This window comes from Actinoplanes subglobosus, assembly GCF_042650585.1.
In the GTDB taxonomy this organism is placed as follows: Bacteria; Actinomycetota; Actinomycetes; order Mycobacteriales; family Micromonosporaceae; genus Actinoplanes; species Actinoplanes subglobosus.
On sequence record NZ_JBHSBL010000017.1, the window covers coordinates 29,104 to 41,716 of the forward strand.

Genomic DNA, 12,613 nt, shown 5'->3' on the forward strand with positions numbered 1-12,613 from the left:
TCGCCCGCCGAACCACGCCGTCCCGGAGCTACCTCGCGACGCAGGCGACACCAACGGCCCCAGGGCCACCCTCCGGGCTGTTGCCGTCCCCCACGCGGGCGCCCCAAGAGCACGCGGGGTGTTCCGGGGCGTAGGTGTAACCCCACACAGCGACCGTCAGAGCGTGAGCGGTGCCGTGTGGCGCTCTGCGGGGCGTAGGTCACCTCGGGTACGGGTGTGCAGTCAGGTGAGCCGTCGCATCAGCCCGGCGGTCGCGTTTCGGCCCGGAATGTCGCCTGCCCCGCGGGGAGCCACGGGACGGGGTGGTTCGGCGTCGGGCTGTCCGCCCCGTACCAAGAATCAGAGATCGAACAGCGACGACAGGTAATCGGCGACGCCGTCGGCATCGTTGGTGCCGGTGACGTCGTCGGCGACCGCGCGCAGCGCGGGATGGGCGTTGCCGACCGCGACGCCGCGACCCGCCCAGCTCAGCAACGGGATGTCGTTGGGCATGTCGCCGAAGGCGACGACCTGGTCGGCGGTGATGCCCTCGCGCTCGCAGAACCAGGCGAGGCCCGCCGCTTTCGTCACACCGGCCGCCGAGATCTCCACCAGGGCGGACGACGACGAACGTGTGGCCTCGGCCCGGTCACCCAGCGTCTGGCTGATCAGCGCGAGGAAGTCGTCGGGGTCGGCCGTCGACGACCGGGCCAACAACTTGACCGCCGGGACCGAGGTGAGCTCCTCAGGAGTGGCGATCACCCGCACCCGGTGGTCGTGCTCCCACCGGATGGTCCACGTCTCCTCGTGCAGGAAGGCGCGGCCGTCCTCGACCTCGACGGCCAGCGAGATGTCCGGCACGGTGTCGCGGAGACTTTTCGTCACCTCGAGCAGCAGGTCGACCGGGAGCGGCGACGCGCGCAGCACCTCGTCGGTGTGTGGGTCGTAGATGACCGCGCCGTTGGCGCACACCGCCGGCAGTGGGGCCGGCAACTGGTCGTAGAGCTGGGAGAGCCACCGCAGCGGCCGCCCGGTCACCACGACCACCGGCACCGGAACCCGGCCCAGGACGTCGAGCGTGCGTGGGCTGAGCGTGCGCTCACTGGTGATCAGCGTGCCGTCGATGTCGGACGCGACCAGCCGGAAGGAGCCGGACGCGGCCGGTCGGAAGGATCCCATCACCGCGACAATAGCCGGTCCAGGTAGACCGCCACCCCGTCCTGATCATTGGCGAGCGTCACATCATCGGCGACGGCCATCAGCTCCGGGTGCGCGTTGGCGACGGCGACCCGTCCCCAGCCCGCCCAGGCGAACATCGGCAGGTCGTTGGGCATGTCGCCGAAGACCAGGACGTCCGACGGGTCGACCCCGACGGCCTCGGCGACCACCGACAGCCCGCTGCCCTTGTCGACGCCGGACGGGCAGATCTCCACGTAGGCGAGCCCCGCCTGGGTGACGGTCGCCAGGTCGGCCGGCACCACCCGGCGGGCGAGCGCCAGCAACTCGTCGACGTCGAGCTGGAACGACCGGGCGAAGGCCTTGATCACCTCGCCGGTCAGGCACTCGGACCGGGTCCGGGACTCGACGGTGACCGGGTAGCGCCAGGTCGGGTCGTAGTCACCCCAGAGCGGGGAGTCGTCGTGCTCCAGGGCCTCGAACATGACCGACAGCGGGCCGGCCACCGACTCCAGAGCACCGAGCGCCTCACCGAGGGCCCGGCCGGGCAGGCGGGCCTGACGCAGGTAGCGGGAGTCCTCCAGGTCGAGCACCCACCCGCCCTGCGCCAGCACCAGGAAGTCGGCGACGCGGATGTCGTTGCGAGTGAGTGAGGTGAGGCGGGGGCCGCGGCCGGTGGCCGCGACGATCCGGATGCCGGCGGAGCGGACCCGCTCGAGGACCTCATGCGTGTACGCCGAGACGGTGTCGTCACTGCGGACGAGTGTGCCGTCCAGATCTGTGGCGATCAGCTTGGGGAGCCCAGGCTTCATCGAAACCTCCGTGGGTCGGCTGACCCCCGCGGAGGGCGGAAGGAGAACGGTACACCCGATCGGCTACCAGCATCTATGACAACTGGTAGCCGGTCGGTTGCCTCTTGATTAAGCGGGTTCGAGCACGTCCCGGCCACCGAGGAAGGGCTGGAGCGCCTTCGGCACGCGCACCGATCCGTCGGGCTGCTGGTGGTTCTCCAGGATCGGGATCAGCCAGCGGGTCGTCGCGAGCGTGCCGTTGAGGGTCGCGGCGATCTGCGGCTTGCCGTCGGCGTCCCGGTAGCGGATGTTGAGCCGCCGGGCCTGGAAGGTCGTGCAGTTCGACGTCGAGGTGACCTCGCGGTAGCGGCCCTGCGACGGCACCCAGGCCTCGCAGTCGAACTTGCGGACCGCACTCGACCCGAGGTCGCCGGCCGCCACGTCGATCACCCGATAGGGGATCTCGACCTTGGCGAGCATCTCCTCCTCCATGGCGAGCAGCCGCAGGTGCTCCTCGGCGGCCTGCTCGGGCGGGCAGAACGAGAACATCTCGACCTTGTCGAACTGGTGGACCCGCAGGATGCCGCGGACGTCCTTGCCGTGCGAGCCGGCCTCCCGGCGGTAGCACGACGACCAGCCGGCGAACCGCGACGGCCCGTTGCTCAGGTCGATGATCTCGTTCGAGTGGTAGGCGGCCAGGGCCACCTCCGACGTGCCCACCAGGTAGAGGTCGTCGGCCTCGAGCCGGTAGATCTCGCTGGCGTGGGCGCCCAGGAAGCCGGTGCCCTCCATCGACTCCGGCCGGACCAGCGTCGGCGTGATCGACGGCGTGAACCCGTGCTCGACCGCCTGCTGGATGGCCAGCTGCAGCATGCCGAGCTGGAGCAGCGCGCCCACACCGGTCAGGAAGTAGAACCGCGACCCGGACACCTTCGCACCACGCTCGGTGTCGATCGCGCGCAGCGCCTCACCGATCTCCAGGTGGTCCCTCGGCTGGGCGATGTCGGGCTTGTCGCCGACCTCGCGCAGCACGATGAAGTCGTCCTCACCACCGGCGGGTGCGCCGTCGACCACGTTGGGCACGGCGAGGTGCGCCCGCTTCAGCGCCTGCTCGGCCTCACCCGCGGCGGCCTCGGCCGCCTTCACTTCAACGGCGAGGTCTTTGGTACGGGCCAGCAGCGCCGCCCGCTCGTCCCCGGAAGCCTTGGCCACCTCTTTGCCGATGGATTTCTGCTCGGCCCGGACCGCCTCGAACCGCTGAGTGGCGGCCCGGCGCTCCTCGTCGGCACGCAGCAGCGCGTCCACGAGCTCGGTGGACTCACCGCGCAGCCGCTGGCTGGCGCGGATCAGGTCGGGGTCTTCACGAAGCAGACGCAGGTCAATCACGGTTGTCGAGCCTACCGGCGCGATGGTCCGATCAGCACACGGATATCCCCCGGTGTCACGATCGGTGCGGCTGGTCCAGCTCGCCGGGGTACGACGCGAACGGTGTCGTCGGCGCGATGGTCATGTCGAGCTCGTCGTGGACCTCGGTCACCTGCGGCTCGGCGGGGGCCGGCGCGGCCCGTGCGGGCAGCCACAACGCGATCAGGGCGAGCCCCACCGCGGCCAGCGCGCACCACACCCCGCGCCCCTGCGTCATCCGCAGCGTCCCCATGCCGGTGAAGTCGTAGATCGCCAGATATTTCGGAACCACCGTGCTCGCGTCGCCCAGCTCCTGCGCCAGCGACAACAGCAGCGCGGCCAGGACACCGCCGACGGCGAGACCGGCGACCCTCGCGTACGCCCGGCCGGGTGCCGGCCCGAACAGGACGAGGACGACCGCGACCACCAGCAGCAAGAGGCCGACCAGGTAGCCCGCGCCCAGCGCTCCGAGGTCGATGAGGCCGGAGAGCACGACCCGCTCCACCGGCACCTCCTCACCCTCGACGTTCAGATACGCGAGGGTGGTCTTCTGCCACTCGGAGAACAACGACCCGAAAGCCGCCACCGCGCCGAGACCGGCGACCAGAACCGGTAGCCGTCTGTCCCGCCCCAGGTCACGAAAGATCGCCCGCCGGGGCGTCTCGTCGCCGCCGAAGGTGATCACGGACTCCGCCATACCATCCATGATGACCCCTGGCCCGGTCTGCGGACCAACGGGCGGCATATCGGATAGCGTTCTGCACATGCCTATTCGTTCTTCTTCAGCCCGCTGGGAAGGGAACCTCATCGAGGGTTCCGGCACCGTCAAGACCGGCAAGGGTGGCCTCCAGGGCGCCTACTCCTTCAAGTCGCGATTCGAGGAGGGCGAGGGGACCAACCCCGAGGAACTGATCGCGGCCGCGCACGCCGGCTGCTACTCGATGGCCTTCTCGAAGGGCCTGGCCGACGCGGGGTTCACCCCCAGCTCGGTCGAGACCGTCGCGAAGGTCCACCTGGACAAGACCGACGCCGGTTTCGGCGTCTCCCGCATCGACCTGGAGACGGTCGGCGATGTCCCCGGCATCGACGACGCGAAGTTCCAGGAGCTCGCCGAGTCCGCCAAGGAGAACTGCCCGATCTCGCGGCTGCTGAAGCCGGGCGCCGAGATCAGCCTGGTCGCGAAGCTCGTCTGACGACGACCCGGCGCGGTCGTGAGCGGCCGCGCCGGGGACCCGGGCACAATGAGTGTGTGCCGGTCGATATGAGTCCTGAACGCTTCGAGGAGTTGGTGGGCGAGGCGCTCGACGAGGTGCCCGTCGAGTTGATGTCGCTCATGAGCAACGTGGTCTTCCTGGTCGAGGATCTGCCGCCGGGTGGTGGTGACGACCTCCTGGGGCTGTATGAGGGGACCGCCCTGACCGAGCGGGGCTGGGACTATGCGGGCGCGCTGCCCGACCGGATCACCATCTTCCGGTTGCCCACCCTCAAGATGTGCGACTCCGAGGAGGACGTGGTCGACGAGGTCGCCGTGACGGTGGTGCACGAGATCGCCCACCACTTCGGCATCGACGACCAGCGGCTGCACGACCTCGGCTGGGGCTGATTCGCCGGGTCGCACTTGTCGGCCGGATCTACCCTCGGGTCATGCGCAGCGATCTTTTCTCGGCCGAGAACCTGGAGAAAGAGCACAGCCAGCCGGGGCTCCGGCTGCAGAACGCGAAGCTCCTCAAGGCCGAGTTGAACGGTGAGTTCCTGGCCCGGACCGGGTCGATGGTCGCCTATCAGGGTCAGGTGACGTTCGAGGCGCTCGGCTCCGGCGGCCTCGGCAAGTTCCTCAAGCAGAAACTGACCGGCGAGGGTGTCCCGCTGATGCGGGTCCGTGGCAACGGTGACGTCTTCATCGCCGAAAATGCGGCCGACATCCACCTGATCGACCTGGAGCCCGGCGACGCCCTCTCCATCAACGGGGCGAATGTGCTGGCCTTCGACTCCACGCTGAACTACGACATCAAGATGGTCCAGGGTGCCGGCATGTTCTCCAGTGCCGGCCTGTTCAACTGCGTCTTCACCGGGCACGGCCGGATCGCGGTCACCACCCGGGGCACGCCCGTGGTGCTCAACGTCGACCAGCCCACCTACGTCGACCCCCAGGCCGCGATCGCCTGGTCGGCGAGCCTGCAGACCGGTTTCCACAAGGCGGAGCAGTTCGGTCTGGGCACGCTGCTGGGCCGGACCACGGGCGAGCGGTTCACGATGAGTTTCGCCGGTCAGGGCTTCGTCATCGTCCAGCCGTCCGAGGAACCGCCCGGCGGTCTGGTCCGTGTCGCCGAGAAGAAATCCGGCAGCAGCGGCGGCAGCATCCTGGGCGACCTCTTCGACGACTAGGCGCCGTCGCGCAACCGGGCCAGCCAGCTCGCGGAGTCGGCGAAGTCGCCGTCGGACAGGCCCGGCGGCGCGGCGACCGGTGGCTCCGGCTGGAGACGGTGTTTCGGATAGCTGCCGAGGAAGCGGACCTCGGCACAGATGCGCCGCAGGCCCTGCAGAGCCTCCCCGACGCGGGCCTCGGCGACGTGCCCGGTGCAGTCGAGGAAGAACACATACGTCCCGAGCTGCTCACCGGTCGGGCGCGACTCGATCCGGGACAGGTTGACGCCACGCACGGCCAGCTCGGTGAGCACGGCGAGGAGCGCGCCGACCTGGTCGTGCCGGATCGACACGGCCAGCGAGGTGACGTCGTCACCGGTCGGCGCGGCCGGCGGCCCGGGCCGGGTGAGCAGCGCGAAACGGGTGACCGCCTCGGCCCGGTCGGCGACCTTCTCGGCCAGCACGGTCAGGTTGTTGCGGCCCACCCCGATCGGGGCGCACAAGGCCGCGTCGTGCTCACCGGCGGCCGCGCTGATCGCCGCGGCGGCGTTGGAGAGCACGTCGACGACGATCGCGTCCGGCACGTTGGCCTGGAGCCAGTGCCGGCACTGGGCGGAGGCCTGCGGGTGCGCGGCGACCGAGCGGATCGTGGCGAGCGGCGTCAGCGCACGGGCGGCCAGCACGAACTCGACCGGCAGCAGCACCTCCCGCGTGATCATCAGAGGGCTGCCGGTGATCAGCTCGTCGAGGGTGACCGGGACGGCGCCTCCCACCGAGTTCTCCAACGGGACGAGCGCGGCGTCGGCGTCACCGGCACGCACCGCCTCGAGGGCCTCGGGCACACTGCGCGCGGGGGTACGGATCCCGCGCTCAGCCGCGGTAATGGTGCGCAGGGCCGCCTCCGTGAAGGTGCCCTCGGGACCGAGATAGGCGAAGCGGGTGGGCGGCGTACCGGGCATTTTCGAAAGTCTAGTCGCAAGGCCCGCTCAGGAACCGCAGGCCATCGCCCGGATCCCCGCCGGGGCCTGTGCCTTCACCGTCGGGTTGCACACGTCGGTGCCGACCGTGACGAGGGTCAGCGAGGCACCCGTGCCGGTCGCGATAACGGACAGCGGCTCGGCGCCGGTCATCCCGATCGTGGTGAAGCTCCAGCCGGCCGCGCAGTACGGCCCGTCCAGGACACTCACGTCCTTGTCGGGCACGGCGGGGCTCGTCTTGGCCAGCGTGATGATCTGCGGCCCGGTCGGCTCGCCCGTGCACCGTGGAGCGTAGGACGGCGCCGGCCCGGCCGGTGTGGTGGTGGTCGGCGGAGTCGTCGTCGGCCGGGTGGTGATCGTGACCGGGGGCAGTGTCGGGTACGTGTAGGTCGGGGTGACCGCGGTCGGCGGCGTGTAGATCATCGACGGTGCCGGGCCGCCGGCGGAGGGCTGGCTGCCGGTGGGACGTGGCAGCGGCGGTGAGGTCGGCAGAGCCTCGGGTGGGGCGCCGCAGGCACTCAGGAGCAGCAGGCCGACGGCCGGCACGAGGAGGCGTGTGCGGGGGGACACGCGCTCATGGTAGGAGCTGGATCGTCAACTGGCGATACGGTGCCCGGCCGCGGTGAGCGTGTTGACCGCCTCGGTCAGCCGCACCGTGGGAACGAGCAGGTAATCCGTGTCATACGTCGAGAAGGTCACGATGTTGACCCGGGCCTCGGCGAGCGGTCCGACCAGCGACGCGAGCACGCCGGTCATGGCCAGGTTGAGGTCGGCGACCCGCAGACATCGCCAGGCCGTGTCGGCGACCGCGTCGGCGGGCACCCGGTCGTTGGGGCAGATGACCGAGAGCTCGTCGACACCCCAGGTCACCGAGATGACGCTCTTGTCGTCCGGACCTGCGGTCAGCGTGGCGGGCAGGGTAGAGCCGGCCGGAAGCCGACACACCGCGTATTCACCCGGTAACAGGTCTAGATCGAGCATGTTCGCAGACTACGTTGCGGATCTGTAACGTCCAACGGTTGCCGCGTGCGGTAAACGACACACCTTAGCGAACAAATAGGACGTCAGTACCGTACCGGGGACAGGAAGGTCAGCGTCCCGCCGATGCGGTCGCCGGCCGTCAGCGGTGTCGAGATCGCGTCGATCGTCAGCGGAGCCTCGCCCTCACCCGGAAGCACCCGCATCAGCCCGCGGGCCAGCCGCTCACTGCGCAGCGCGAGCAGCGGCGGAATGTTCTCCGCCTCCGGGTCCTCCAGGCGGCCGCCGCCCGCGGTGAAGTCGATGAGATGCACCGCGGCGTTCAGGCGCCGGCCGACCGCGTCGGCGGGCTTGCCCAGCCCGAGCAGCTCGCTCCCGGACGGGGAGACCGCGACTATCGAGCCCTCGGCGTCGATCACCAGGCAGGGCTCCTCGGCCGTCGCGACCGTCATCGTCCAGCGCTCGACGCCGGTGATGAACTCGGCCTCCGACGGTGTCCGGGCCTGGGGGACGAACGCTCCCGAGAGGGAGAGCTCAACATGCGCCACCGGCTCCTCCTCGCTCCTCATGACATCGCAGGGCCGACGCGGAACGCCGGCCCACGATGGCGTCGCAAGGAACGTTACCGGCGGCTCAGCCGCTTGTCAGCGGCCGTCTGTCCGTTGCTGTAGGAAGAGTAGTTCGACCAGGTGCCCGGGTGGTGGGCGACCGCGGACAGCTTGTTGGCCGTCGACGGGGAGATCTTCGCACCACCGGCGATGAGCAGGCGGTCGAGCTCCTTGTCGGTGGAGACCAGACAGTCCTTGGGCAGGCCGTGGACGCTGATCACGCCGTTGCCCACGAACGTGAGCACCGCGGTCACCGGCACGTTGAGCCCGACGACGGTGGTCAGCGCCTTGGCTGCGCGGCGGGCGTCCTTGCGGGCCTCCACCACGTACTCCGGGCGCTTTCCGTTGATCTGGACCACGTCACCGGCGATCAGGACGCGGGCGCGACCGTGATCGACGACCGTGACGGCGTAGACGCCACCCGGGCCGATCGCGAGGAATCCGGCGCGCTCGTCGGCCGGGTTCGGCTCGTAGTAGGCCTGCGAGACATCGGTCCGAGGCCAGTCCACGATGTGCCAGTTGGGCCCGAGTCGGTCGAGCCTGGTGAGTGCGCGTGCTCCGGCTGCCTCCAGGCGGCGGACACCACGCTCGGCGCGACGACGGCGCGCCCACTCGGTGGGTGTGATGATGCGCGGCGGCTCGTCCACGAGAGAGGACGGATGCCTTCGGTCCACGGCTGTGGACGTTTGAGACGGCATGGGCAGCGCGGGGCGGGCGGGGAAGACAGTCACTGCGACCTCCGGCAAAAGGTCAGTCGGGCTCTCTTTTCCAACTACCGTACGTGCTCGTGTCCCTACGGAACAGGGTGACGGGTGGGAAAGAAAGGGGAATGAGTATGGATGAATGCCGCATTCACGACAGCATCTTCTTTCGGATGGTGCATGTGCACCTTCCCAAGCTATCCCCCGCCCCTTGCTGATGCATGGCCGTCCCAAGATCTAGTCACAACGTCACGGCCCGATAGCGCTCGGTACCGGCTAACGTCGATCGGGTGTACGTCGACAGTGAAGTCAGCCGCCTCCGTACCGTACTGCTGCACCGCCCGTCAGCGGAACTCGCACGCCTCACCCCCAGGAACAATGACTCGTTGCTCTTCGATGGGATCCCCTGGGTCAGCAGGGCGCAGGAGGAACACGACGCGTTCGCCGAGGCGCTGCGCGGCCGTGGCGTCGAGGTGCTCTACCTCGGAGACCTGCTGGCCGAGACGCTGACGCTGCCGGAGGCGCGCGCCGAGCTGACCGCCGGAGTCCTGTCGGCCCGTCGCCTCGGCGACTCGCTGCGTGCCGTCGTGGCCGGCTACCTGGCCGATCAGGAGCCGGACCGGCTGGGCGAGATCCTGGTCGCGGGCCTGGCCCATGAGGAGATCAAGTCGAGTGGTGGCGGCCTCGTCTACGAGATGATGGACCGGCACGACTTCGTCATCGATCCACTGCCCAACCTGCTGTTCACCCGTGACTCGTCGGTCTGGGTGCGCGACCGGGTGGCGGTCACCAGCCTCGCCATGCGGGCCCGCCGGCGCGAGACCACGCTCACCCACGCCATCTACCGGCACCATCCCCGGTTCGCCGGTGCCGAGTTGCTCTTCGACCCGTCGCTGGAGCATGTCGAGGGCGGTGACGTGCTGGTCCTGGCCCCGGAGGTCCTCGCCATCGGCGTCGGCGAGCGGACCACCCCGGCCGGTGCCGAGCGGCTCGCCCAGCGGGTCATCGCGGCCGGTCTCGCGCACACCGTGCTGGCCGTGCCGATCGCTCAGGAACGCGCCACCATGCACCTGGACACCGTCTGCACCATGGTGGACGTCGACGCCGTGGTGATGTATCCGAATCTCGCCGACAGCCTGCGGGCGTGGACGGTCACGGCCGGTCCCGGCGGCGAGCTGACGGTCCGGCCACCACGCCCGTTCCTGGAGGCCGCGGCCGAGGCGATGGGCATCGACCGGCTCCGGGTCATCGACACCGGCCTCGATCCGGTCACCGCCGAGCGCGAGCAGTGGGACGACGGCAACAACACCCTCGCCATCGCGCCACGGCTCTGCGTCGCCTACGAACGCAACGTCGAGACCAACGCGCAGCTGGAGCGGGCCGGCATCGAGGTGGTCCGGATCAGCGGTTCCGAGCTGGGCTCGGGCCGTGGGGGGCCACGCTGCATGAGCTGCCCCATCCAGCGTGACCCGTTGAGGCCGGCGGCAACCGTCTAGCGCAGCGTGAGCTGACGGCCGATCAAACCCTGCTTCGCGCGCCGGGCGGCCGCGTCCAGGGGCTCGTCGACGGCCAGGGTGTCGGTGTAGCGCTTCACGAAGTCGGCCAGCGCCGCCTCGAACTCGGTGCCCTCCGGCTCACCCGGCACATCCCACACCGGGACGAGCAGGCCGTGCGCCCGGAACATGCCGGCGAACTTGGTGTCCTCGCCGAGCAGCAGGTCACCCGAGGCGGACAGCCGGGACAGGGCGTCCAGGGCCTTGTCCTCCGGGTCGCCGAGCACCCAGCGGACGTGGCTCTTGTCCGGGGCGACCCGGCACCAGTAGGCGGCCTTGGCCGCGGCCAGCCGCACGGTGGGGTAGATCGAGGCGTTCGCCCGCTCCAGCGACGCCTTCACGGTGACGTCCTGCATCTGCTCGGGGTCCAGCCAGTACTCGAAGCCCTCGTGCATGGTGATCTCGAGCGGGCTGTCGACCAGGATGTCCTGGAGGCGCGGGCCCTCACCGGGCAGGGACGGTACCGACACCGTGGTTCCGGGCTCGGTCCGCAGCGCGTTGAGGATCGCCACGGCCAGGTCGCGGGACACGTCACCGGACTGGACGTGCCGCTGGAGGCCGATGAAGACCTTCCCGTCACGGCGGGACATGGCCGGCCACGCCATCGGAAGCACCGTCGACAGGGCCACCGGACGGTCCCCGTACTCCTCGACGATCTCCGGCTTGAGGATCAGCGGCGCGGACGCGGCCGGGACCAGCTCGCGGAGAGCGATCCATTCCGGCTCGTCGGCCAGGCCCTCGAACGGGCGGGCGACGAAGATGTCGCGCACCTTCGTCTTCGGTGCGGTTTCGCGGGACTTGCGACGCTTGCTCACGGGGAACCAGGGTAAGCGGTCATTCCCGCGAACCGGTGACATGGGCCACCCCATGTCGCTCGGCAGTGCGCTCGGACTCGGGAAGTGCCCGGGGGAGCCGGACCTCGGCGACCGTGCCGCCGCCCTCCCTCGGGCGCAGCGACACCCACCCGTTCTGCCGCTCGACCAGGCGCCGGACCAGGTAGAGACCGAGCCCGGCACCGGCCCGGTGGTGACCCGAATCGGCCTGCCAGTACCGGTCGAAGGCGTGCTCCACGTGCTCGGGCGCGATGCCGTCACCCCGGTCGGAGACCCGGAAGCGGAGCGTGTCGTCGTCGGCCCCGGCACACACCTCGACCGTGGTGTCCGGATCCGAATACTTCTCGGCGTTGGTGGTCAGCTCGGTCAGTATGGTGGCGATCGAGCCGCGGGAACCGTACGCCTCGGGCAGGTCCTCCGGCATCTCCGACAGCCGCAGCCGGGCGCGCACGTCGGCGGGGAGCGTGCCGGCGGCCTCACGCAACGCCTCGACCAGGTCGAACGGGCCGGCCGGGGTGCTGCCGAGCGCACCGTCCTGCTCGCTCGCTGCGGAGAGCAGCCGGTCCACCAGACGGGCCAGCTCACCAGCCCGCGTGCCGATCACGCGGACCGCCTCGCGCCGGCCCGGCTCGCCCAGGCTGTCCCAGTGATTGGTGAGCGTGTCCGCATACCCCTTGATCACGGTGACCGGGGTACGCAGCTCGTGGCTGGTGACCGCGACCCACAGATCCCGGTCGGTGTCGGGTTTCTTCTCATCGTGGGCCGGTAGGCCGGTGTTCAGCCCGTACAGCCGGCCGACCAGGCCGGCCAGCAGCTCCAGCACGACGCCGAACTCCGGGTCGGGCGCGTCGTCGAGACAGACGTGCAGCGAACCGACCGGCCGGCCGCGGTGCTCGCACCGGATGCCCAGGACGTGGCGCGGGTCGACACCCTCGACGAGATCGGAGACCGGGTCGGGCCGCAGGTCGACCCGGCGGCCCAGCGCCGGCTCCCAGACCCCGGTGGCCACGATGATGCGGCCGTGGTCGGCGGCGGCCTCCGCGAAGGCGGCGCCTCGGGCGCCCAGTGACTCCTCGGCCAGCCGCACGAGTTGCTGGAGCACCGACAGGCCCGCCTCGCCTGAGTTGAGGCGGCCGAGAACCGCGACCTGACCACGGGTCAGGGCCGCGTAGTCGGGGCGGTCCGGCATGTCTGCGAGTTTGCCTCGCCTGAGAGGTTTTGGGCAGATGAACCTAAGCGAATCCTGGGG

15 protein-coding genes are annotated in these 12,613 nt (G+C 70.1%); 4 read left to right on the forward strand and 11 right to left on the reverse strand.

Translation table 11 applies throughout. The features are described from left to right. Window positions 1-339: 339 nt before the first annotated feature. The 4 genes from ACFO0C_RS18015 to ACFO0C_RS18030 form a co-directional block, all read right to left on the reverse strand. A complete protein-coding gene (locus ACFO0C_RS18015) occupies window positions 340-1,158 on the reverse strand; it encodes an HAD family hydrolase (RefSeq protein WP_378067812.1) in 819 nt (272 codons plus the stop codon). After that, window positions 1,158-1,967, reverse strand: a complete 810-nt coding sequence (locus ACFO0C_RS18020) for an HAD family hydrolase (RefSeq protein ID WP_378067813.1) — start codon at window positions 1,965-1,967, stop codon at window positions 1,158-1,160. Before ACFO0C_RS18020 ends, ACFO0C_RS18015 begins: the two co-directional genes overlap by 1 nt. A gap of 108 nt (window positions 1,968-2,075) precedes the next feature. Continuing rightward, on the reverse strand, window positions 2,076-3,332 hold the full coding sequence (gene serS, locus ACFO0C_RS18025; RefSeq protein ID WP_378067814.1) for a serine--tRNA ligase: 1,257 nt from the start codon (window positions 3,330-3,332) through the stop codon (window positions 2,076-2,078). Window positions 3,333-3,387: 55 nt separating this feature from the next. Further along, window positions 3,388-4,047 (reverse strand): hypothetical protein, encoded by a 660-nt coding sequence (locus tag ACFO0C_RS18030; RefSeq protein WP_378067815.1) that lies wholly within the window; start codon window positions 4,045-4,047, stop codon window positions 3,388-3,390. Window positions 4,048-4,114: 67 nt separating this feature from the next. Between ACFO0C_RS18030 and ACFO0C_RS18035 the strand changes: the two genes are divergently transcribed. From ACFO0C_RS18035 to ACFO0C_RS18045, 3 genes are all read left to right on the forward strand, one after another. Further along, window positions 4,115-4,543 (forward strand): OsmC family protein, encoded by a 429-nt coding sequence (locus tag ACFO0C_RS18035; RefSeq protein ID WP_378067816.1) that lies wholly within the window; start codon window positions 4,115-4,117, stop codon window positions 4,541-4,543. Between the two features lie 68 nt (window positions 4,544-4,611). After that, window positions 4,612-4,953 (forward strand): metallopeptidase family protein, encoded by a 342-nt coding sequence (locus ACFO0C_RS18040; protein ID WP_378068499.1) that lies wholly within the window; start codon window positions 4,612-4,614, stop codon window positions 4,951-4,953. A 41-nt stretch (window positions 4,954-4,994) separates the two neighbouring features. After that, entirely contained in the window at window positions 4,995-5,735 is a 741-nt protein-coding gene (locus ACFO0C_RS18045) for an AIM24 family protein (RefSeq protein WP_378067817.1), read from the forward strand. On the opposite strand, the gene pheA is transcribed toward ACFO0C_RS18045, so the two are convergent. The 5 genes from pheA to ACFO0C_RS18070 form a co-directional block, all read right to left on the reverse strand. Beyond that, window positions 5,732-6,673, reverse strand: a complete 942-nt coding sequence (gene pheA, locus ACFO0C_RS18050) for a prephenate dehydratase (RefSeq protein ID WP_378067818.1) — start codon at window positions 6,671-6,673, stop codon at window positions 5,732-5,734. The genes ACFO0C_RS18045 and pheA overlap by 4 nt on opposite strands. Window positions 6,674-6,700: 27 nt before the next feature. Beyond that, window positions 6,701-7,261, reverse strand: a complete 561-nt coding sequence (locus ACFO0C_RS18055; RefSeq protein ID WP_378067819.1) for a hypothetical protein — start codon at window positions 7,259-7,261, stop codon at window positions 6,701-6,703. Between the two features lie 24 nt (window positions 7,262-7,285). Beyond that, on the reverse strand, window positions 7,286-7,672 hold the full coding sequence (locus ACFO0C_RS18060) for an ACT domain-containing protein (RefSeq protein ID WP_378067820.1): 387 nt from the start codon (window positions 7,670-7,672) through the stop codon (window positions 7,286-7,288). A gap of 83 nt (window positions 7,673-7,755) precedes the next feature. Beyond that, window positions 7,756-8,217: a hypothetical protein gene (locus tag ACFO0C_RS18065; protein ID WP_378067821.1), complete on the reverse strand. Its 462-nt coding sequence runs from the start codon at window positions 8,215-8,217 to the stop codon at window positions 7,756-7,758. A gap of 74 nt (window positions 8,218-8,291) precedes the next feature. Continuing rightward, window positions 8,292-9,008 (reverse strand): hypothetical protein, encoded by a 717-nt coding sequence (locus ACFO0C_RS18070; protein ID WP_378067822.1) that lies wholly within the window; start codon window positions 9,006-9,008, stop codon window positions 8,292-8,294. 260 nt (window positions 9,009-9,268) lie between these two features. Between ACFO0C_RS18070 and ACFO0C_RS18075 the strand changes: the two genes are divergently transcribed. Beyond that, entirely contained in the window at window positions 9,269-10,474 is a 1,206-nt protein-coding gene (locus tag ACFO0C_RS18075) for an arginine deiminase (RefSeq protein ID WP_378067823.1), read from the forward strand. Here the strand turns inward: ACFO0C_RS18075 and ACFO0C_RS18080 are convergent. Both ACFO0C_RS18080 and ACFO0C_RS18085 read right to left on the reverse strand, forming a co-directional pair. Then, on the reverse strand, window positions 10,471-11,388 hold the full coding sequence (locus ACFO0C_RS18080; RefSeq protein ID WP_378067824.1) for a DUF5926 family protein: 918 nt from the start codon (window positions 11,386-11,388) through the stop codon (window positions 10,471-10,473). The two genes, ACFO0C_RS18075 and ACFO0C_RS18080, sit on opposite strands and share 4 nt — an antisense overlap. Continuing rightward, a complete protein-coding gene (locus ACFO0C_RS18085) occupies window positions 11,366-12,553 on the reverse strand; it encodes a sensor histidine kinase (RefSeq protein WP_378067825.1) in 1,188 nt (395 codons plus the stop codon). The genes ACFO0C_RS18080 and ACFO0C_RS18085 overlap by 23 nt, the downstream gene beginning before the upstream one ends. Between the last annotated feature and the right edge of the window lie 60 nt (window positions 12,554-12,613).

What these genes read in the sequence shown, in the direction of transcription:
- ACFO0C_RS18015 (WP_378067812.1), bottom strand. Translation starts at nt 1,158, where the DNA reads ATGGGATCCTTCCGACCGGCCGCGTCCGGCTCCTTCCGGCTGGTCGCG.
- ACFO0C_RS18020 (WP_378067813.1), bottom strand. Translation starts at nt 1,967, where the DNA reads ATGAAGCCTGGGCTCCCCAAGCTGATCGCCACAGATCTGGACGGCACA.
- ACFO0C_RS18030 (WP_378067815.1), bottom strand. Translation starts at nt 4,047, where the DNA reads ATGGCGGAGTCCGTGATCACCTTCGGCGGCGACGAGACGCCCCGGCGG.
- ACFO0C_RS18035 (WP_378067816.1), top strand. Translation starts at nt 4,115, where the DNA reads ATGCCTATTCGTTCTTCTTCAGCCCGCTGGGAAGGGAACCTCATCGAG.
- ACFO0C_RS18040 (WP_378068499.1), top strand. Translation starts at nt 4,612, where the DNA reads ATGAGTCCTGAACGCTTCGAGGAGTTGGTGGGCGAGGCGCTCGACGAG.
- ACFO0C_RS18045 (WP_378067817.1), top strand. Translation starts at nt 4,995, where the DNA reads ATGCGCAGCGATCTTTTCTCGGCCGAGAACCTGGAGAAAGAGCACAGC.
- pheA (WP_378067818.1), bottom strand. Translation starts at nt 6,673, where the DNA reads ATGCCCGGTACGCCGCCCACCCGCTTCGCCTATCTCGGTCCCGAGGGC.
- ACFO0C_RS18060 (WP_378067820.1), bottom strand. Translation starts at nt 7,672, where the DNA reads ATGCTCGATCTAGACCTGTTACCGGGTGAATACGCGGTGTGTCGGCTT.
- ACFO0C_RS18080 (WP_378067824.1), bottom strand. Translation starts at nt 11,388, where the DNA reads ATGTCACCGGTTCGCGGGAATGACCGCTTACCCTGGTTCCCCGTGAGC.
- ACFO0C_RS18085 (WP_378067825.1), bottom strand. Translation starts at nt 12,553, where the DNA reads ATGCCGGACCGCCCCGACTACGCGGCCCTGACCCGTGGTCAGGTCGCG.